17 protein-coding genes and 1 pseudogene are annotated in these 20,138 nt (G+C 70.9%); 10 read left to right on the top strand and 8 right to left on the bottom strand.

What is annotated here, in order from left to right:
* Positions 1-5: 5 nt before the first annotated feature.
* The 7 genes and pseudogenes from ACVDFE_RS18430 (at position 6) to ACVDFE_RS18460 (ending at position 5,847) form a co-directional block, all read left to right on the top strand.
* The gene (locus ACVDFE_RS18430; protein WP_458434354.1) at positions 6-974 is read left to right on the top strand and encodes a gluconeogenesis factor YvcK family protein; all 969 of its coding nucleotides are present in this window, start codon (positions 6-8) and stop codon (positions 972-974) included.
* Positions 965-1,951: a DNA-binding protein WhiA gene (whiA, locus tag ACVDFE_RS18435; protein WP_360400170.1), complete on the top strand. Its 987-nt coding sequence runs from the start codon at positions 965-967 to the stop codon at positions 1,949-1,951. Before ACVDFE_RS18430 ends, whiA begins: the two co-directional genes overlap by 10 nt.
* 135 nt (positions 1,952-2,086) lie before the next feature.
* Complete coding sequence (gene gap / locus ACVDFE_RS18440; protein WP_053738345.1) at positions 2,087-3,091, top strand: type I glyceraldehyde-3-phosphate dehydrogenase; 1,005 nt, start codon at positions 2,087-2,089, stop codon at positions 3,089-3,091.
* 20 nt (positions 3,092-3,111) lie between these two features.
* Entirely contained in the window at positions 3,112-4,305 is a 1,194-nt protein-coding gene (locus ACVDFE_RS18445) for a phosphoglycerate kinase (RefSeq protein WP_458431199.1), read from the top strand.
* A 40-nt stretch (positions 4,306-4,345) separates the two neighbouring features.
* Positions 4,346-5,096, top strand: a pseudogene (gene tpiA, locus ACVDFE_RS18450) (triose-phosphate isomerase).
* Positions 5,097-5,190: 94 nt separating this feature from the next.
* The gene (gene secG / locus ACVDFE_RS18455; RefSeq protein WP_030470276.1) at positions 5,191-5,436 is read left to right on the top strand and encodes a preprotein translocase subunit SecG; all 246 of its coding nucleotides are present in this window, start codon (positions 5,191-5,193) and stop codon (positions 5,434-5,436) included.
* A gap of 66 nt (positions 5,437-5,502) precedes the next feature.
* Positions 5,503-5,847, top strand: a complete 345-nt coding sequence (locus ACVDFE_RS18460; protein ID WP_053738343.1) for an RNA polymerase-binding protein RbpA — start codon at positions 5,503-5,505, stop codon at positions 5,845-5,847.
* Between the two features lie 94 nt (positions 5,848-5,941).
* Here ACVDFE_RS18460 and ACVDFE_RS18465 read toward each other — a convergent pair whose 3' ends face one another.
* Positions 5,942-6,805 carry a hypothetical protein gene (locus ACVDFE_RS18465; RefSeq protein WP_458431200.1) on the bottom strand — a complete coding sequence of 288 codons (864 nt, stop codon included), beginning with the start codon at positions 6,803-6,805 and terminating at the stop codon, positions 5,942-5,944.
* A 109-nt stretch (positions 6,806-6,914) separates the two neighbouring features.
* On the opposite strand from ACVDFE_RS18465, the gene ACVDFE_RS18470 reads away from it, so the two are divergent.
* Positions 6,915-7,643 (top strand): hypothetical protein, encoded by a 729-nt coding sequence (locus tag ACVDFE_RS18470; protein ID WP_458431201.1) that lies wholly within the window; start codon positions 6,915-6,917, stop codon positions 7,641-7,643.
* Between the two features lie 10 nt (positions 7,644-7,653).
* A complete protein-coding gene (locus ACVDFE_RS18475) occupies positions 7,654-9,246 on the top strand; it encodes a protein kinase domain-containing protein (protein WP_458431202.1) in 1,593 nt (530 codons plus the stop codon).
* Positions 9,247-9,325: 79 nt separating this feature from the next.
* On the opposite strand, the gene ACVDFE_RS18480 is transcribed toward ACVDFE_RS18475, so the two are convergent.
* Complete coding sequence (locus tag ACVDFE_RS18480) at positions 9,326-10,573, bottom strand: sensor histidine kinase (protein ID WP_360400190.1); 1,248 nt, start codon at positions 10,571-10,573, stop codon at positions 9,326-9,328.
* A gap of 256 nt (positions 10,574-10,829) precedes the next feature.
* Complete coding sequence (locus ACVDFE_RS18485; RefSeq protein WP_360400193.1) at positions 10,830-11,426, bottom strand: DUF4360 domain-containing protein; 597 nt, start codon at positions 11,424-11,426, stop codon at positions 10,830-10,832.
* A gap of 226 nt (positions 11,427-11,652) precedes the next feature.
* Between ACVDFE_RS18485 and ACVDFE_RS18490 the strand changes: the two genes are divergently transcribed.
* On the top strand, positions 11,653-12,042 hold the full coding sequence (locus ACVDFE_RS18490; protein WP_360400196.1) for a response regulator: 390 nt from the start codon (positions 11,653-11,655) through the stop codon (positions 12,040-12,042).
* Here ACVDFE_RS18490 and ACVDFE_RS18495 read toward each other — a convergent pair.
* The 5 genes from ACVDFE_RS18495 to ACVDFE_RS18515 all read right to left on the bottom strand — a co-directional run bounded on the left by ACVDFE_RS18495 (position 12,030) and on the right by ACVDFE_RS18515 (position 20,120).
* Positions 12,030-14,933: a substrate-binding domain-containing protein gene (locus ACVDFE_RS18495; protein ID WP_458431203.1), complete on the bottom strand. Its 2,904-nt coding sequence runs from the start codon at positions 14,931-14,933 to the stop codon at positions 12,030-12,032. The genes ACVDFE_RS18490 and ACVDFE_RS18495 overlap by 13 nt on opposite strands.
* Positions 14,934-15,170: 237 nt before the next feature.
* A complete protein-coding gene (pgl, locus tag ACVDFE_RS18500) occupies positions 15,171-15,950 on the bottom strand; it encodes a 6-phosphogluconolactonase (protein WP_458431204.1) in 780 nt (259 codons plus the stop codon).
* The gene (gene opcA, locus ACVDFE_RS18505) at positions 15,947-16,996 is read right to left on the bottom strand and encodes a glucose-6-phosphate dehydrogenase assembly protein OpcA (protein ID WP_360400205.1); all 1,050 of its coding nucleotides are present in this window, start codon (positions 16,994-16,996) and stop codon (positions 15,947-15,949) included. The genes pgl and opcA overlap by 4 nt, the downstream gene beginning before the upstream one ends.
* Positions 16,993-18,480, bottom strand: coding sequence for a glucose-6-phosphate dehydrogenase (gene zwf, locus ACVDFE_RS18510; RefSeq protein WP_360400332.1), 1,488 nt, complete (start codon positions 18,478-18,480; stop codon positions 16,993-16,995). The genes opcA and zwf overlap by 4 nt, the downstream gene beginning before the upstream one ends.
* A 53-nt stretch (positions 18,481-18,533) precedes the next feature.
* A complete protein-coding gene (locus tag ACVDFE_RS18515; protein ID WP_458431205.1) occupies positions 18,534-20,120 on the bottom strand; it encodes a glucose-6-phosphate isomerase in 1,587 nt (528 codons plus the stop codon).
* Between the last annotated feature and the right edge of the window lie 18 nt (positions 20,121-20,138).

The raw sequence follows: 20,138 nt of genomic DNA on the forward strand, positions 1-20,138 counted from the left end.
CGGAGTTGAAGGCAGTTGCTCTGGGCGGCGGGCGCGGGCTGCACGCGACGCTGTCGGCGTTGCGGCGGGTGACCGGGGACGTGACGGCCGTGGTGACCGTCGCGGACGACGGGGGCTCGTCGGGGCGGTTGCGGCGTGAGCTGTCCGACCTGCTGCCCCCCGGTGACCTGCGCAAGGCGCTGGCGGCGCTGGCGGGGGAGGACGAGCACAGCGTGCTGTGGACCTCGCTCTTCAAGCACCGCTTCGGTGGCACGGGTGCGCTGGCCGGTCACGCGATCGGCAACCTGGTGCTCGCCGGGCTGCTCGAACAGCTCGGCGACCCGGTGGCGGTGCTCGACGTGGCCGGGCGGCTGCTGGGCGTGCGGGGGCGGGTGCTGCCCATGTCGAACGACCCGCTCGACATCGAGGCCGACGTCACCGGGCTCGACGAGGACGAGACCGACGTGCGCCGGATTCGCGGGCAGGTCGCCATCGCCACCACGCCCGGACTGGTGCGGCGCATCCGGCTGACTGCCCCGAACGGGCGACCTGCCGGCTGCCCCCAGGCGGTGGAGGCTGTACTTGCCGCCGATCTCGTGCTACTCGGCCCGGGATCGTGGTTCACCAGCGTGTTGCCGCACCTGCTGGTCCCCGAGCTGCACGACGCGCTGGTGCGGACGCGTGCCAAGAAGGTCCTCGTGCTCAACCTCGTCCCCCAACCGGGCGAAACCGCCGGTTTCTCACCGGAGCGGCATCTGGACGTAGTCTGCGAGCACGCACCCGAGCTGAAGGTGGACGCGGTCATCGCCGACGTCGACTCGGTCCCGACGCCGGACCGGTTGACGCGAGCCGCCTCGGCACTGGGTGCGCGAACGCACCTGGCCAGGATCGCCGCACCGGACGCCGCCGACCGGCACGATCCGGAGGCACTGGCAGGCTGCCTGAGGCAAGTGGTCGAGGAGACCGGAGTGGGAGGGACAGACCCGTGGCGATGACGTCGGCGGTCAAGGACGAGCTGAGCAGGCTCGCGGTATCCAAGACCTGTTGCCGCCGCGCGGAGGTCTCGTCCCTGCTGCGGTTCGCCGGTGGCCTGCACATCGTGTCCGGCCGGGTGGTCGTCGAGGCCGAGCTCGACCTCGGCTCCGCGGCCCGCAGGCTCCTCAAGGAGATCCAGGCGCTCTACGGCCACCACGCCGAGGTGTTCACGATCCAGTCGAACGGCCTGCGCAAGGGCACCCGCTACGTCGTCCGCGTGGTCAAGGACGGCGAGGGCCTCGCCCGCCAGACCGGTCTGCTCGACCCGCGCGGCCGGCCCGTGCGCGGCCTGCCGGCCCCCGTGGTGTCCGGTGGCGTGTGCGACGCAGAGGCGGCGTGGCGCGGCGCGTTCCTGGCGCACGGCTCGCTGACCGAACCCGGCCGCAGCTCCTCCCTGGAGATCACCTGCCCCGGCCCGGAGGCGGCGCTGGCCCTGGTCGGCGCGGCCCGCCGGATGGGCATCGCCTCCAAGCAGCGCGAGGTCCGCGGCGCCGAACGCGTGGTCATCCGCGACGGCGACGCCATCGGCGCCATGCTCACCCGCCTCGGCGCCCACGACAGCGTGCTGGCCTGGGAGGAACGCCGCATGCGCCGTGAGGTCCGCGCCACCGCCAACCGGCTGGCGAACTTCGACGACGCCAACCTGCGCCGTTCGGCCCGCGCCGCGGTCGCCGCGGCCGCACGGGTCGCCCGCGCGCTGGAGATCCTCGGCCCGGAGGCCCCCGACCACCTCGCCGCCGCGGGCCAGCTCCGGCTGGCGCACCGGCAGGCGTCGCTGGAGGAGCTCGGCCAGCTGTCCGAGCCGCAGATGACGAAGGACGCCGTCGCCGGGCGCATAAGGCGTCTGCTGGCGATGGCCGACAAGCGCGCGAAGGACCTGGGCCTGCCCGACACCGAGTCGGCGGTCACGGCGGAGATGCTGGAGGCCGAGGTCTGACCGTGGGCCGAACGGCCTAGTCAGAGCCTGTTTTTCTGGCTCGATCCAGAGATACTCACTATCCCTGTGACCAGCGACGCAGTTCGGCAGATAGGGTGGGCTTGTTCCTAGCCAGCTGAACGCAAGGAGTCCGTCGTGACGGTTCGTGTAGGTGTCAACGGGTTCGGTCGCATCGGCCGAAACTTCTTCCGCGCGGTGCGTGCCGGCGGCCACGACATCGAGATCGTCGCGTTCAACGACCTCGGTGACGTCGCCACCATGGCCCACCTGCTGAAGTACGACAGCATCCTCGGTCGCCTGGACGCCGACGTGCAGGTCACCGACGAGGGCATCTCCGTCGACGGCAAGGTCATCAAGGCCCTCGCCGAGCGCGAGCCGGGCAAGCTGCCCTGGAAGGACCTCGGCGTCGACGTCGTGGTCGAGTCGACCGGCTTCTTCACCGACGCCACCAAGGCCCGCTCGCACGTCGACGAGGGTGGCGCCAAGAAGGTCATCATCTCCGCGCCGGCCAAGAACGAGGACCTGACGGTCGTCATCGGCGCGAACGAGGAGAAGCTCGACGGGTCGCAGACGATCATCTCGAACGCGTCCTGCACCACGAACTGCCTCGCGCCGCTCGCCAAGGTCCTCAACGACAGCTTCGGCATCGAGCAGGGCCTGATGACCACGATCCACGCGTACACGCAGGACCAGAACCTGCAGGACGCGCCGCACAAGGACCTGCGCCGCGCCCGCGCCGCCGCGCTGAACATCGTGCCGACCTCCACGGGTGCCGCGAAGGCCATCGGCCTGGTGCTGCCGGAGCTGCAGGGCAAGCTCGACGGCTACGCGCTGCGCGTGCCGATCCCCACCGGCTCGGCCACCGACCTGACCGTCACGCTCAAGCGCGAGGTCACCGTCGACGAGGTCAACGCCGCGTACAAGGCCGCCGCCGAGGGCCCCCTGGCCGGCATCCTCAAGTACTCGACGGACCCGATCGTGTCGGCCGACATCGTCACCGACCCGCACTCGTGCATCTACGACGCGCCGCTGACCAAGGTCATCGGCAACCAGGTCAAGGTCGTCGGCTGGTACGACAACGAGTGGGGCTACTCCAACCGCCTCGCGGACCTGGTCAAGCTCGTCGCCTCCAAGATCTGAGCAGCGGGAACGGACAGTCAGTGAAGACTCTCAGCGACCTGCTCGCGGAGGGTGTCGCAGGTCGGCGCGTGCTCGTGCGCGCCGACCTGAACGTCCCCCTCGACGGCGACAAGATCACCGACGACGGCCGCGTCCGCGCGTCGGTGCCGACGATCAAGGCACTGGTTGATGCCGGTGCCCGCGTGGTCGTCACCGCCCACCTCGGCCGCCCCAAGGGCGAGCCGGACCCCAAGTTCTCCCTGGCACCGGCCGCCGCTCGCCTCGGTGAGCTGCTCGGCACCGAGGTGGTGCTCGCGGAGGACCTGGTCGGCCCGTCCGCGACCGCCGCGGTCGGCGCGCTGACCGACGGTGGCGTCGTGATGCTGGAGAACGTCCGCTTCGACGCCCGCGAGACCTCGAAGGACGACGCGGAGCGCGCGGCACTGGCCGACGAGCTCGCCGCGTTCGCCGACGCGTTCGTGTCCGACGGCTTCGGCGTCGTGCACCGCAAGCAGGCCTCGGTCTACGACGTCGCGCAGAAGCTCCCCGCCTACGTCGGCGGTCTCGTCGAGGCCGAGCTGGGTGTGCTCAAGAAGCTCACCGACGACCTGGAGCGCCCGTACGTCGTGGTCCTCGGCGGCGCGAAGGTCTCCGACAAGCTCGGCGTCATCGCGAACCTGCTGAGCAAGGTCGACCGGCTGCTCATCGGCGGCGGCATGGCGTACACGTTCCTCAAGGCCCAGGGCCACGAGGTCGGCACGTCGCTGCTGCAGGAAGACCAGCTCGACCAGGTCAAGGGCTTCCTCGCCGAGGCCGAGAAGCGCGGCGTCGAGCTCGTGCTGCCGGTCGACGTGCTGGTCACCGCCGAGTTCGGCAGCACCGAGCACGACGTCGTCGGCACCGACTCGATCCCCGCCGACCGGATGGGCCTCGACATCGGCCCGAAGTCGCGCGAGCTGTTCGCGTCGAAGCTCGCCGACGCCAAGACCGTGTTCTGGAACGGCCCGATGGGCGTCTTCGAGATCGAGACCTACGCCGGCGGCACCCGTGCCGTGGCCGAGGCGCTCGTGGCCTCCGGAGCGTTCACCGTCGTCGGCGGTGGCGACTCCGCGGCGGCCGTCCGCGCACTGGGTCTGCCCGAGGACGGGTTCTCGCACATCTCCACCGGTGGTGGTGCGTCCCTGGAGTTCCTCGAAGGCAAGGAACTCCCCGGCATCAGCGTCTTGGAGGACTGAGGTGGCAGCGCGCACCCCGCTCATCGCGGGCAACTGGAAGATGAACCTGAACCACCTCGAAGCGATCGGCCTCGTGCAGAAGATCGCCTTCGCCCTGCCGGAGAAGTACTTCGCCAAGGTCGAGGTGGCCGTCCTCCCGCCGTTCGTCGACATCCGCAGCATCCAGACGCTGGTCGACGGCGACAAGCTGCTGCTCAAGTACGGCGCGCAGGACATCTCGCAGCACGACTCCGGCGCCTACACCGGCGAGGTGTCGGGCCTGATGCTCAAGAAGCTCGGCTGCCACTACGTCGTGGTCGGGCACTCCGAGCGCCGCGAGTACCACGGCGAGACCGACGCACTGGTCAACGCCAAGATCGCCGCCGCCCTCAAGCACGAGGTCACGCCGATCTTCTGCTTCGGCGAGAAGCTCGACGTCCGCGAGGCGAAGGGCCACCTGGAGCTCGTCCGCCGGCAGCTGGAGGCCGGTCTCAAGGGCTTCACCGCCGAGCAGGTCGCGAAGATCGTGTTCGCCTACGAACCGGTCTGGGCGATCGGCACCGGCAAGACCGCGTCCTCGGCCGACGCGCAGGAGGTGTGCTCGCTGGTCCGCTCGTTCGTGGCGGAGTCCTACGGCGAGGAGACCGCCGCGGTCGTCCGCGTGCTCTACGGCGGCTCGGTGAAGTCGTCCAACATCGGTGAGCTGCATCGGGCAGAAGGACGTTGACGGCGCCCTTGTCGGCGGCGCGAGCCTCCAGGCCGACGAGTTCACCAAGCTCTGCGCTCTGGCTGCCGGCGGGCCTCTACCCTAGGTTGATCTGGACAAACCCTTAATCCCACTGGTTGCACACGTTCGGCAGTCGAACAGGTACTCTATGGCGTCGGCTGCCTGACAGCGAGGAAGAAATGATCCTGTTCCTGCAGATCCTGTTGATCGTCTCCAGCGTGCTGCTGGTGCTGCTCGTGCTTCTGCACCGCGGCCGTGGTGGCGGCCTTTCTTCGCTGTTCGGCGGCGGTATGCAGTCGAGTCTGTCCGGTTCCTCCGTTGTCGAGAAGAACCTCGACCGCCTGACGCTGTTCGTCGGCGCGGTCTGGATCATCGCGATCGTGGGCATCGGACTGCTGATCAAGCTGCCCGGCGCGGGCAGCTGATCAACCGTTCAGCGGCAGAAGCCCTCCGGGGCTTGGGGTAACCACTTGGTGGGGGTGTAACGGTCGATGTCCGGTGGTAACGCGATTCGCGGTACCCGCGTCGGCGCAGGACCGATGGGTGAGTCGGAGCGCGGCGAGTCCGCGCCCCGCCGTCGGGTGTCGTACTGGTGCGCGAACGGTCACGAGTCCCGGCCGTCTTTCGCGGTCGACGCGGAGATTCCGGAGAACTGGGACTGCCCGCGCTGCGGCCTGCCGGCAGGTCGTGACGAGCAGACGCCACCCGCGCCTCCGCGCAACGAGCCGTACAAGACGCACCTCGCGTACGTGAAGGAGCGGCGCTCCGACGCGGACGGTGAGGCGATCCTCGAAGAGGCTCTCGCCAAGCTGCGCCGTCAGCGCGAGGAGCCGTAGGGCTCACGGAGTTCCCGATCAACGCGAAAGGCCCCCTCATCTGCGGAGAGGGGGCCTTTCGCGTGTTCAGGCACTACCTGGGGGTGCCGGAGGGTCACCGCCGCAGGCCGGAGAACTGGCGGCGCAGCATCGCGGCACCGACCAACAGGAAGAACACCAGCACCACGAGCGTGCTGCTGCTCCCACCGGACGAGCTGGACAGCGTCACGTCGACGTTGCCGACGAGCGTGATGCCGCACTCGGCGCGCACCTTGTGCCGGCCGGGTTCGATGTTCGTGAACCGCACCGGCGCGGTGAAGCCGCCGTTGTCGTCGGCGGTGGCCTTGCCGACGTCCTGGCCGAGCGACTTCAGCGTCACGCCGGCGCCCTTCGGACAGCCGGTGCCGGTCGCGGTCAGGTCCTCACCGGGCTGGATGTTCTCCTTGTCCAGCACCAGGACGCCGTCACCGGAGGAGCCGAACGGGTCGGTGGACGACGACGTGCCCGACGACGACGGTGTGGTGGTCGTCGTCGTGGTGGTGGTCGTCGTGACCGGGGGAGTGGTCGTGGTGGTCGTGGTGACCGGCGGGCGTGTGACGGGCGGGTCGGTGGCCGGCGGGTTCGTCACCGGGGGGATGGTGACCGGCGGCTGCGTCGTCGTCGTGGCCGGCCGCGGGGTGACGACGAAGGTGTTGCGGGCCATCCGGTTGCACTCGTCGGTCGCGGTGAAGACGTACTGACCGGCCTTGGCGCCGGCCGGGATGGTCGCGGTGACCGAACCGTTAGCCACCCACGGCGCGGTGGCCAGTACGCTTCCGCCCGGCCAGTTGATGCGCATCGTGCCCTTGCACCTGTAGAAGCCCGTCCAGGTGAAGGTCGCGCTCGACCCCGCGGGTCCGGTGCCGGGGTTCGCGGACACGGTCAGCTGCTGCTGGGCGGCTGCCGGTGTGGCGACCAGCACCGTAACACCGGCCGTCAAGGCCGCGAGTAAGACTGAAGACCGCATTCCCTCTCCCCGGATCAGAACCGAAGGTGCGCTAGTGAGACGTCGTACGACCGGTGCAGGTTTACTGCTGTGGTGCGGAATTATGCTGCTGCCGTCAACCGCGTCCGCACAGGGCGGGTCGGTGACGCTCGAAGCCACAGTGGACAGCACCCCGGTGGGCGCGACGGTCATGGTGCTCGACCCGGACCGCACCGCCAGGGTCTCGGTCACGGTCCGCAACGACACGGACACGGTGCAGCACGTGAAGACGGTGCGGATCAGCGGGTCCGTGCTGGCGCTGACCTTCTTCGCCTACGACACAACGGTTCCGTTCGACGTGCCGGCGGGGGAGACCGAGACGCGGTCGTTCCCGCTGGAGCCCGCTGACCTGGGGGCGCAGGCCATCGGGTTGCTGCCGGTGTCGGTGGAGGCGATCGGCCCGCAGCGCGAGGTGCTCGCCTCGATCGACGCCACCGGTGACATCCGGGGCTCGCTGTGGTCGGTCTACGGCGCGTTCGGGCTGGGCGTGCTGGCGCTGACGGCGTTGTCGTGGCTGGGCGCGCTGATCGCGCTGGCGCGGCGGCGGCTGCCCGCGAACCGGTGGCAGCGGGCGATGCGGTTCCTGCCGGCCGGCATCGGGACCGGGCTGATCGCGGTGTTCACGCTGTCGGTGCTGCGCCTCGTGGCACCGTCACCCTCCGCCGAGATCCCGTTCGTCGTCGGCGCGGCCGCGGTGGCACTGCTCCTCGGCTACGTGACGCCGCATCCGGGCGAACAGCAACAGCAACAGCAACTGTCCGAAGTGGATACCGTGAGGATCCCGAGACCGTGAGGACTGCCCGGTGACGTTGTCCAGTGTGGTCGCCGCGCTCCCGCAGTACGCCGTCGGCGAGCAGATCGGCGAGGGCGGGATGGGCGTCGTGTACGGCGGCGTGCACCGGCAGCTCGGCCGTCCCGTGGCGATCAAGCGGTTGCCGGCCGCGGTCGCGGAGGACCCGCGGATGAGCGAGCGGTTCGAGCACGAGGCACGGCTGCTCGCCCGGCTCGACCACCCGCACATCGTGCCCGTGTACGACTACGTCCGGCAGCACGGCGAGCACCTGCTCGTCATGGAACGCCTCGACGGCGGCACGGTCTGGTCCCGGTTCGCCTCCGCCGGTCTCACCGCGCAGCAGTCCTGCGGCATCGTGCTGGCGGCGCTCTCCGGGCTGCACGCCGCGCACGAGGCCGGGGTGCTGCACCTCGACGTGAAGCCGAAGAACCTGCTGTTCACCTCGAACGGCCTGGTCAAGGTCGCAGACTTCGGCATCTCGCAGGTGGTGTCCGAGGGCGCCACGCTCGTCACGCACGCCGGCGCGGTGCTCGGCACACCCGCCTACATCGCGCCGGAGCAGGCGCTGGGCAACGCGCTCACACCCGCCGCGGACGTCTACGCCACGGGCACGGTGCTGTACGAGCTGCTGAGCGGCGACCTGCCGTTCGAGCGCGGCGGCGGAGCGCTCGCCATGATCCAGAAGCGGGTCCACCAGGACCCGCGGCCGTTGACGAACGTTCCCGGTCCACTGGCCGGCGTGGTCATGCGCAGCCTGGCCCGCGACCCGTCGGCCCGCTACCGCAACGCGGAGACGTTCGCCGTGGACCTCGCCGGTGCGGCGGGCCACCTGTTCGGCCCGGACTGGCTGATGCGCCTCGGCATGCCCGTGCACCTGGCGCCACAGGTGTCCGCCGCACGGCCGTCCGCGCGGCCCACCCAGCCGCGCGACACGATCTCGATCACCCAGCAGCCGGTCCGCGCCACGCTCACCGACCCGGTGCCCGCCGCCCGGCTGAGCGGCAGCGGCACCCTGGTGCCCGCCGCGCAGGTGATCACGCCGGCGGCCCGTCCGTGGTGGCTGTGGCTGGTGGCCGCGGCTGCGTTGATCGCGCTGGTGGCGGTGCCGTTCGCGGTGTCCGGGCGGGACCTGCCGTCGTACCCGGCGAACCTGTCCGAGCCGGTGGCGGTCGAGGGGCAGCGGCTGACGGTGTCGCTGGCGGGTCTCCCGCTCGCGGACGTGGTGAGTGGACAGGAGGGGTTCGAGCTGCCCGGTGCGGCGCGGTGGGTCGTCGGCGGCGCGGTCACGGCGGCGGTGGACGGGCGCGAGTTCCTGCTCGTGTCGAACCAGACGCCGTGGCTGAGCATCATGGGCACGGGGTCCGCGCTGCTGCTGCTGTTCACGCTGGCGTACCTGGAGTCGAACCTGCGGGCGTTGCGGCGCCGGCAGACCGGGGTGGGCGCGGTGGTCGCGTCGGTGCCCCTCGGGTTCGGCCTGGGGCTCGCGGTGTGGCTGCTCGTGTCGGTGCTGCTGGACAGGGAACCGGTGCTGCCGATCGCGATCACCTGCGGCGTGCTGGGCGCGGCAGCCGGCCTCTCCGCGGCGCTGGCCTCCAAGCGCTGACCGCACTCGAACAGTTCCGCGATCTCCCGCGCCTGCCTCTCAAGGCGTCTGCAAGTACTACCACCTCAACATCAAACGGCTAGTTGTCGGCGGCGGTGCGCTGGGTCGGGAACGACGCCGTCACGAGGTAGCCGCCCTCCTCGGTGGGGCCCGCGGAGAACTCGCCGCCGAGCAGCGTGGCGCGCTCCCGCAGGCCGACCAGGCCGTGACCGCCGCTGGGCAGCGACTGGCCGGGCTCGGGTGACGCCGCGTTGCGCACCTCCACGCGCACGGCCTCGTCGCCCGCGTCCACCACCACCTGCGCCGTGGCACCGGGTGCGTGCTTGCGGACGTTGGTCAGCGCCTCCTGCACGGTCCGGTAGACCGCGCCGGACACCGGGGCCGCCACATCGTTCACCGGCCCGTTGACCTGCAGCTCCACCTCGAAACCGGCGTCGGCGGCGAGCTCGGGCAGCTCACCGACACCGGGCTGGGTCACGTCGTCGCCGTCGGCGGTGCGCAGCACGGACACGAGCTGGCGCAGCTCGTCCAGGGTCCTGGTCGACAACGTGCGGATCGTCGCGGCCACCTGCTTGTGCTCGGCGTTCGCCACGGCCATCCGCAGCGCGCCCGCCTGCATGGCGATCAAGCTGACCTGGTGCGACACGACGTCGTGCATCTCACGGGCCAAGCGCGCGCGTTCGTCGGCACGGACGGCGTGCGCGTTCAGGACCCGTTCGCGTTCACGGGACTCGGCGAGCTCGGCGATGCGGTCGGCGAGCTGCTGGCGGGCGTGGGCGAGCAGGGCCAGCGCGATCGGCAGGCCCGCGATCATCACGCCGCGGATCGCCGAGTGCAGGTGGGCGTACCAGGGGAACTTGAGGAAGTCCTCCGGCGGCCACAGCGCCGAGCGGCTGAGCCACACCAGCACGCCCGCGGCCAGCGTCTGCCAGCCCCACACGTACCGGCGCGCGACCGCGTACAGGGCGATCATCGCGGCCATCTGCGCCCAGCCGAAGAAGAAACCGGGGATGGTCAGCAGCGCCACCACGAACGGGAACCGGCGGCGCAGCAGCAGCACCGCGGCCGCGATCCAGGACAGCCACAGCGAGTAGGCCGGCGGGTGCTCGTCGGCCAGCCACGACATGCCGAGCCACACGTCGAGCACCCCGACGAGCACGAGCCCCAGGTCGGCCGCGACCTGCCGGACGCCACCGGTCAGCGGCCAGAGCGACCCGGCCCCGGTCGCCGTCGACCGCCGGGCCGGAAGCAGCGTCGTGGTCAGGATCCGACCTCCCCTGTGAGCGGTGCGATCCTCACCGTACTGCGCGTATGCGGCGGTTGGCATGGCTGCCCCTTCACCCCGACCTGCTCCGTCACGAGTTAAGGACGGCCCCGCTCGCGGATCGGTACGCCGCTGTCCCCACTAATGTGCTACCGCACACGCACGGGGCGTGTGCGGTAGCTCCGGGGGAGGTCAGCCGCCCGCGGGCAGCGCTTCCACGAGAACCGACGTGGCGGCGGCAACCGCGTTGAGCACGGGACACCTTTCCGGCGCAGCTCGCGAGGCGGACCGGCGGCGAATTGTCAGAAAATCGTCAGGTTCAGTCGCAGCGCTTCCACGAGAACTGGAACAACGTGCGCACCTCGCCCCGCGAGTAGTCCATCGTCATGAAACTGTTCGCATTCGGGTCGGCGGAACCTTTGTCGACGCGCAACGAGCTGTTGACGTTGAGATTGCGCTTCTCACCGCACGGCGCGTAGACGATGTCCGCGAACTCGGTGCGGTGGGTGACCCGCCAGTTGTCGTCGACCGGCCCGGTGAACGAGTGCTTCTTCACGGTGCCGGCCGGCTGGCCCTGGAAGTAGTAGTTCACCCACTGGTGGCCCGTCGCGCCCCGTTCGAGGTGCGCGAAACCGCCGTAGGTGGCTTCCGCGATGCCGTAGGTGAAGCCCTGCGGAATGTTGATCTGCAGGTTGAGCTGGCAGTTCTTCCTGAAGTCGGTGGCGCCCGCGCCCTTGCCCGCCTGGGCCAGGTAGTCGCTGTAGAGCACCCAGAACGACGTGTTGTCCGGCGCCACGACCACGTCCGCGGTGCCCTGTTCGCACCCGGACCCGTTGATCGTGACCACGTCGATCGTCACCCGCTCCGCAGGAGTCACAGCGGCTTGCGCGGGCGTGGACGACAATGTGAACAGCACGGCCAGACAGGCTGCTGCCGTCGCTTTGCGCATGGAGGTCGCCTTTCCTGGAGCCTCTTTCTCAGCGTGGAGCGGCAGCGGTGCACGGAGGCTAGCGCAGAAACACATCCGACGATGTAGCCCGAACGGCCGTGGTCACACCGGTGGGGCAGCAGGTGGACAATTCTCGGTGATAGTCGCGCACCTGGTGCTGAGGACACGAATGGTTTCCGGCATAATGACGCGCATGCAGCAAGCCGGTCTGGTGCTCGTGGTCGAGGACGAGGACCCCGTGCGGAGGTACACCGTCAGCCTGCTCGAGGAGCTGGGCTACCGCGTCCTGCAGGCGGCGGACGGCGCGGAGGCGATCGCGGTCCTGCGCGCGCGCCACGCGGAGATCAGCGCGATGCTGCTCGACCACAGCATGCCCGGCCTGTCCGGCGGCGAGGTGCTGGCCGAGCTGGAGCGCGAGGGGCTGTCCGTGCCCGTCGTGCTGACCAGCGGCCACGACCGCACGGTCCTGGAACACCGGTTCGCGGGCCACGCCGTGGCGGGCTACCTGCAGAAACCATTCCGGATCGAAGCGCTCGACGAGACCGTGCGGCTCGCGGTCGCCCAGCGCGCTCAGACGTCCTGATCGAGGATCTGGCGGACCGCCTCCAGCAGCTCCGACTCCACGTACGGCTTGCTGATCAGCACCTCGGAGGTCATCGGCTCGTCGGTGGTGTAGCCGGACATGTAGATCACGGCCGGCGCCGCCCCCGCCGACCGCAGCAGCGCCACGAGCTCCGGTCCGCCCATCTTCGGCATGACGACGTCGGTGAGCACCAGGTCGATCGTGCTGCGGTGCTCGGTCGCGAGCTGCAGCGCCTCCTGGCCGTCACCCGCTTCGACCACCACGTACCCGGCGGCCTCCAGCGAACGGCGGGTCATGGCCCGCACCTGGGCGTCGTCCTCCACCAGCAGCACCGTGCCCGCGCCCAGCTGGGTGGTGACACGACGCGTGAACGGCGCCGTGGGCGTGCCCTCTCTCTCGTGCGGCACCGGTAGGTACACCTCGATGGTCGTGCCTTTGCCGGGGGCGCTGATGACCTCGATCTGGCCGCCGCTCTGCTGCACGATGCCGAACACCGTGGACAGTCCCAGCCCGGTGCCCTTGCCGACCGGTTTCGTCGTGAAGTACGGCTCGAACACCTGCGCCAGCACGGACTTGTCCATGCCCGCACCGGTGTCGCGCACCCGCATCACCACGTACGCGCCCGGCCGCACGCCCACGATCCGGCCGGTGTCACCGGGCCCGAGCGTGGCGTCGCCGATCTGCACGGTCAGCGTGCCGCCCTGGGGCATCGCGTCGCGCGAGTTCACCGCGAGGTTGAACAGGATCTGCTCGATCTGGCCCGCGTCCGCCCACACCCGCGAGACGCCGCCGGGCAGGTCGAGCTCCAGCTCGATCCCCTCGCCCACGAGCGTGCGCAGCATCGAGCCGACCTTCGTGAGGTTCTCCCTGAGGTCGAGCGACTCGGGGTGCAGCACCTGCTGGCGGGTGAACGCGAGCAGCTGCCGGGTCAGGTTCGCCGCCCGCTCACCGGCGTGGCGGATGTCCTCGATCGCCGCGCGCCGCGGGTCGTCAGGCAGGGTGCGCCGCAACAGCATCTCGCTGTTGCCGTTCACCACGGTCAGGATGTTGTTGAAGTCGTGCGCGATGCCACCGGTCAACCGGCCGATGGCCTCCATCTTCTGCGCGTGCCGCAGCTGCGCCTCGGTCTCGCCGACGCGTTCCTCGAGCCGGGCGCGCGCGTCCTTCAGCTCCTGCATCAGCCGGATGCCGCGCAGGGCGCTGCTGAGCTGCTGCTGCACGGCCTCGTAGATCCAGCCCTGCTCCGGGCCCTCCTCGAAGATCACGTACCCGAGCTGCTCGTCGTCGGCGTGGAGCGGGGCGACCAGCGCGCTGAACGGCTCATCGCGGCGGAACGGGTACGGCGTCAGCGCGATGGCGGGGAACGGCCTGGCCGGAGCGGTCCGCACCGCGCCCCGCTCGTAGCGGACGAGCACACGGGCGATGCCGGGCGCCTCGTACGCCATGACGTGGCAACCGGGGATGCCCAGCCGCGGCAGCTCCTCGACCAGCGCGTCGGTGAGCTCGCTGACCGTCCTCGACGCGATGAGCCGTTGCCCGGCTTCGCGCACCGTCTGGTCGTGGCGCTCGTGCGACAGGTACGCGAACTTCGCGTCTGTGCGGAACGCGTCGCCCACCAGCAGCTGCACGCGCAACCACAGCTCCTGGAACACGGCGGCGTCGGTGACCCGTGCGGTGACGAACCGGTAGAGGTCGAACAGCGGCGCCCACCAGCTCTCCGGCGAACACCCGGCGCGCGCGCTCGCCCGGATGTACTCGGCGAGCAGCTTGAGGAACTCCGCCCCCTCGACCTCCCCGCGTCCGGCGGCCATCAGCTCGACGACGAGCTGTTCGGCCCAGCCCTCCGGCAGCGCCTCCGCCGACGGGCCGAGCGAGGACCGCAGGTGCCCGGCCACGGTGTGCGCGCTCGCCGACTCGGCGAGGTTCAGCCGGCCGTGCGCGGGCGCGTGCTCGCCCAGCCCGGTGGGCAGGCAGCCGCACGACCGGCGCACCACCAGCTCGGTGCGCATCGTCTGCACCGGCGGCGTGGGCCGCTTGCGCGCCAGCGCCAGCGCCAGCTCCGCCGCCCGGACCCCCATCTGGTGGAAGGGGGCGCGGACCGTGGTGAACGCGGGCATCGCCGCGTCGATGTCGACCTTGCGGTGCACCCGGACCTGGTGACCGGAACCGGACGTCGTGGCGTACCCGAGGTCGTGGGTGCGGACGTTGGTGTGGTTGTCGTAGCCGACGACCGCGATGTCCTCCGGGATGCGGAACCCCAGGGCCTCCAGCGCGGACACGACACCGATCGCGTAGTCGTCGTTGGCGGCGGCGACCGCGTCCGGCGGCCGGTCCACCGACGCGAGCACGGCGCGCACCGCGTCCGCAGCGGTGCTCGGCTCCCAGACGAACGAACCGGGCACCGTCACCAGCCGCGGGTCGAGCGGAATCCCGTGCTTGCGCAACGAGTCCGCGTACCCCTGGTACCGCTCCTGCGCCCCGGCGTGCGACCGCGGCCCGCGCACGAACGCGATGCGCCTGCGGCCGTGCACCTCGATGAGGTGGTCGACGGCCTGTTCCATGCCTTTGCGGTTGTCCATCAAGATGGCCGGCCACTGCGCGAGGGAGGTCTCCACACTCACGATCGGCGTCGGCGCGTACCGCTTCACGAACTCCTGCATGCCCTCGGAGCCGATGAGCTGCCCCACGCGCGTGGTCCACACGACGAGCGCGTCGACCCGGTCCGGTGACACGAGCTCGTACACGGAGTTGGCCTGGCGCTTGTGCGGGTCCGGGTGGCCGAGCTCGGTGCCCACGAAGCACACCAGGTCGCACCCGAGCCGCTGCGCACCCTCGCTGACACCGCGCCACTGCTCGCCCGCGAGCTCGATCAGCGGGCCAGCGGTGATCATCCCGATGGTGGGCCGCCGCTCCGCACTGCCGTTCGCCACAAAACCCCCGCTGCCTCAACGCGATTCGAAATGATACGCGCAGCCGGGGGAATGCCCGGACTGTTGCGAGGGGGAACTCTTCGGTGGATTTGGCCGTACTGCACGGAGTTCACGGTCTGGCGGCCTGATCTGCCCCACGCGCTGTACGACCGTGTTCCCCCGACGAAAAAGGCCCCCGGTGCGAACCGGGGGCCCTCGTCATGCCAGCGGGGGTGTGAACAAGGCGGGCACCTTCGAGGCCGCCGCCGTGTCCAGCAGCCACAGCGTGCGGCGGCGTCCGGTGGCACCGGCGGCCGGCAGCTGCACCTCGCCCGCACCGGTCAGGCTCATCGCGACCGCGGCGGCCTTGGCCTCCCCGGTGGTCATCAGCCAGACCTCCTGCGAGTTCCGCACGGCCCCCAGCGTCAGCGACACGCGGGTCGGCGGCGGCTTGGGGCAGTTGCGGACGGCCACGACCGACCGCTCCTCCTCGTACACCGCAGGGGAAGCGGGGAAGACCGACGCCACGTGGCCCTCCTCGCCGACACCCAGCATGCAGACGTCGAACGACGGCACGTCGCCGTGGTCCTCCGGGCGGGCCAGCGAGGCCAGCACCGCCGCGTACGCCTCGGCGGCGGCCTCCGGGTCGTCGCCGAACTCGCCGTCGGAGGGCGCCATGACGTGCACGCGCGCCGGGTCGACCGGCACGTGGTCGAGCAGGGCCGCGCGGGCCTGCGTCTCGTTGCGCTCCGGGTGACCGGACGGCAGGAAGCGCTCGTCGCCCCAGAACAGGTCCACGCGGGACCAGTCCACGGCGTCACGGGCGCCGTTGCGGTTGAGGTGCTCCAGGACCGCGGTGCCGGTGCGGCCGCCGGTGAGCACGACCGACGCGGAGCCGCGGGCGGCCTGAGCGTCGACCACGCGGGTCACCAGGCGAGCCGCCGCGGCGGCGGCCAGGAGGTCGCCGTCGCGGTGGACCACTACTTGCGGACTGCTCACGAACCCGCCTTCGCCTTGGGCTTCTTCGCGGCCGCCTTGCCGTTGGGCGCGGGCAGGTCCGCTGCGGCCTCCGGTTCACCGGCCGCCGCCGCGGCCGCGGCCGACTCGGGCTTCGCCGCCGGCGTGCGACCCCGGGAGATCTTCGACAGCGACTTCAGCGCCGCCGCGTAGACCTCGTCCGGGTCGAGCCTGCGCAGCTCCTCCGCCAGGCAGTCGCGCACCGAACGCCGCTGCAGCGCCACCCGCCGCGACGGCTGGCCGGGCTGGGTCAGCGTGCCCACCTTGCCGTCCGGGCGGTGCAGGTCGACGTGACCGGACGCCCGGTTCAGCGTGACCTGGACGATGCCCTCGCCCGAGGTCGCCTTGAAGCGCTTCGCGGGCACCTTCAGCCGGTCGGTCAGCCACGCGGCCAGCAGGTCGGTGGACGGCGAGTCGGCCTCACCGGTCACCTCGGCGTCGACGACCTTCTCGTACGGCGGCAGGTCGAGCGACGAGGCGAGCATGGCGCGCCACAACGTGAGCCGCGTCCACGCCAGGTCCGTGTCGCCCGGCGCGTAGTGCGCCCGCCGGGTCTCCAGGGCCTTGATCGGGTTCTTCTCGGCGGCGGCGTCGGTGATGCGCCGCTGCGCGAGCTGGCCGATCGGGTCCTTCGACGGCGAGATCGGCGCGTCGAACGGCCACCACGCCACGACCGGGGTGTCCGGCAGCAGCAGCGGCATCACGCAGGACGCGCCCTCCTTGGCCAGCTCGCCGTACAGGCGCAGCACCACGACCTCGGACGCGCCCGCGTCACCGCCGACGCGGATCTGGGCGTCCAGCCGGGGAGCCGCCTGCCGGGCACCGCGCGCCACGACGATCACGCGACAGGGGTGCTCGCGCGAGGCGTCGTTCGCCGCGTCGATCGCGGCGTCGGTGCGCTGGCCGTCCTCGGTCACGATGACCAGGGTCAGCACGCGGCCCAGCGTCGTCGCACCGCCCTCGTCGCGCAGCCGGACGAGCCGGGAGTTGATCTGCGAGGTGGTGGTCGAGGGAAGGTCGATGATCACGGACGCCTCCAGTGCCTTCCGGTCCTGGCGGTCATCGCGTCCGCCGACGGCGGTCCCCAGGTGCCGGCCTTGTACTTCTCGAGAGCCGGTTCGTCCTTGCGGGCCCAGAACTCGAGGATCGGGTCGAGGATCTCCCAGGAGAGCTCGACCTCGTCGTTCTTCGGGAACAGCGACGGCTCGCCGAGCAGCACGTCGAGCAGCAGCCGCTCGTAGGCCTCCGGCGACGACTCGGTGAACGAGTGGCCGTAGCCGAAGTCCATCGTGACGTCGCGGACCTCCATCGTGTTGCCCGGCACCTTCGAGCCGAACCGGATGGTCACGCCCTCGTCCGGCTGCACCCGCACGACGAGCGCGTTCTGGCCGAGCTCCTCGGTCGCGGTGTCGTCGAACGGCAGGTGCGGCGCCCGCTTGAACACGACGGCCACCTCGGTGACGCGGCGGCCCAGGCGCTTGCCGGTGCGCAGGTAGAACGGCACCCCGGCCCACCGGCGGGTGTTGACCTCGCAGGTGATCGCACCGAACGTCTCGGTCTTCGACTCGGGCGAGAAACCGCCCTCCTCCAGCAGACCGGGGACCTTCTGGCCGCCCTGCCAGCCACCGGTGTACTGGCCGCGTGCGGTGGTCTCCTCGAACGGCTCCGCCGGACGCGTCGCCGAGAGGATCTTCACCTTCTCCGCCCGCAGGTCCGACGGCTTGAAGGAGACGGGCTCCTCCATCGCGATCAGCGCGAGCAGCTGCAGCAGGTGGTTCTGGATGACGTCACGCGTGGCGCCGATGCCGTCGTAGTACCCGGCGCGGCCACCGAGACCGATGTCCTCGGCCATGGTGATCTGCACGTGGTCGACGTAGTTCGAGTTCCAGATGGGTTCGTACAGCTGGTTCGCGAACCGCAGCGCCAGGATGTTCTGCACGGTCTCCTTGCCGAGGTAGTGGTCGATGCGGAACACCGACTCCTCGGGGAAGACCTCGTTGACCGTGCGGTTGAGCTCCTTGGCCGAGGCCAGGTCGTGGCCGAACGGCTTCTCGATGACGACGCGGCGCCACTGGTCGTTCTGCGCCTGCGCCAGACCCGCGCGCTTGAGCTGGTTGATCACCGTCGGGAACGCGCCCGGCGGGATCGACAGGTAGAACGCGTGGTTGCCGCCCGTGCCGCGCTCGGTGTCGAGCGCCGCGAGGCAGGAGGCCAGGTTGTCGAACGCCTCGTTGTCGTCGAACGTGCCCTGCACGAACCGGATGCCCTCGGCGAGCTGCTGCCACACGGCCTCGTTGAACGGCGTGCGCGCGTGCTCCTTCACCGCGTCGTGGACGACCTTCATGAAGTCCTGGTCGGCCCAGTCTCGGCGGGCGAAGCCGACAAGACCGAAGCCCGGCGGCAGCAGACCCCGGTTCGCGAGGTCGTAGATCGCGGGCATGAGCTTCTTGCGCGACAGGTCACCGGTGACACCGAAGATGACCAGCGCGCTCGGCCCCGCGATGCGCGGCATGCGCTTGTCGCGCGCGTCCCGCAGCGGGTTGCGCCACTTGGCGGCGGATGTGGTCACGAACCGTCCTCCTGGACTGCCTCGACGAGCTGGGCCAGACCTGCGATGCGGTCCTGCAGGTGCAGCCGCAGCACCGGGCGGCCGTGTTCGACGAGGACCTGACCGTCACCGGCCGCCTGCGCGAGCTGCAGCTGCGCCAGCGTGTAGGGACGGCCGGGCACCTCCAGGTCGTCACCGGACTCGCCGGTGATCTGGATGAACACGCCGTTCTGGTGACCGCCCTTGTGGTACTGGCCGGTCGAGTGCAGGAACCGCGGACCCCAGCCGAACGTGGTCTGCAGGTGCGTCCTCTTCGCGATCTCCGCGCGGAGCAGCTCGAAGGACGCGTCGTCGATCCTGTCCAGGTACGCCTGAACGGAGATGTAGCCGTGCTCGGGCGCCACCTCGACCAGGGCGGCGAGCGCCTCGGCGACGGTGTGGACCTCCCGCGGGGCCCAGTCGGTGCCGTGGCCCTCGACCGGACCGTCCACGAAGGACGGAGCGGTGGCCGAGACCGCCGGCGCGTCGAGCAGCGCCCGCGCGGCCTTCTTCGCGGCCTCGACGTCGGGCTGGTCGAACGGGTTGATGCCGAGCACCCGGCCGACGAGCGCGGTCGCGTACTCCCACAGCAGGAACTGCGCGCCGAGCGGGCCCTCCACGGCCACGTGCGCCGACCCGGTGGCCGGTCCGATCGCGACGGTGGTGGCGTCGGAGCGGGCGTCGACGAAGCCGGGGGCGCCGGGGCCCTCGACGACGACGGGCAGCAGGCCGGTGCCGTTCTTGCCGGTGGACTCGGCGATCAGCTGCTCGGCCCAGTCGCCGAAGCCCTTGATGCCCGAGCCGGTGTCGGCGAACACGACCTTCTCCGCGCCGTTGGCGTGCGCGGCACCGAAGATCGCGGCCAGCCGCACCGCGGGGTTGTCGACCGAGTCCTGGGAGAGGACCTTGGCCTCGGCGGCGGCGTCGTCGAGCAGGGACTCGACGTCGGCGCCCGCGAGGTAGGACGGCACCAGGCCGAACGCGGTCAGTGCGGAGTAGCGGCCACCCACGTGCGGGTCGGCCAGGAACACCTTGCGGTAGCCCGCCTCCTCGGACGCCTTCTGCAGCGGCGAGCCGGGGTCGGTGACCACCACGATGCGCGACGCGGCGTCGATGCCCGCGTCCGCGAAGGCCTTCTCGAAGATCCGCCGGTGGCTGTCGGTCTCGACGGTGCCACCGGACTTGGACGACACCACGATCACCGTGCGCTCGAGGTCACCGGCGAGCGCGTCGGCGACCTGGGCGGGATCGGTGGTGTCCAGCACGACCAGCGGGACGCCCGCGGTGCGCGTGATCACCTCGGGGGCCAGCGACGAGCCGCCCATCCCGGCGAGCACGACGCGGTCGACGCCTTCGGCGTGCAGTGCGGAGCGCAGGGCCACGAGGTCGGGGAGCAGCGCACGGGACGACTCGTGCAGCGTGGTCCAGGAGAGGCGGATGCCCGCCTCGGACTCGGCTTCCGGCCCCCACAGGGTCGGGTCCTGCGCGGTCAGCTTGCTCGGCACCGAATCCGCGACCAGGTCAGCAGCGATCGTGCTGACCTGGTCGGCGTTCGGTGACCTCACGATGTCGACGGAGGTCAC

It is taken from the genome of Lentzea chajnantorensis (assembly GCF_054300775.1).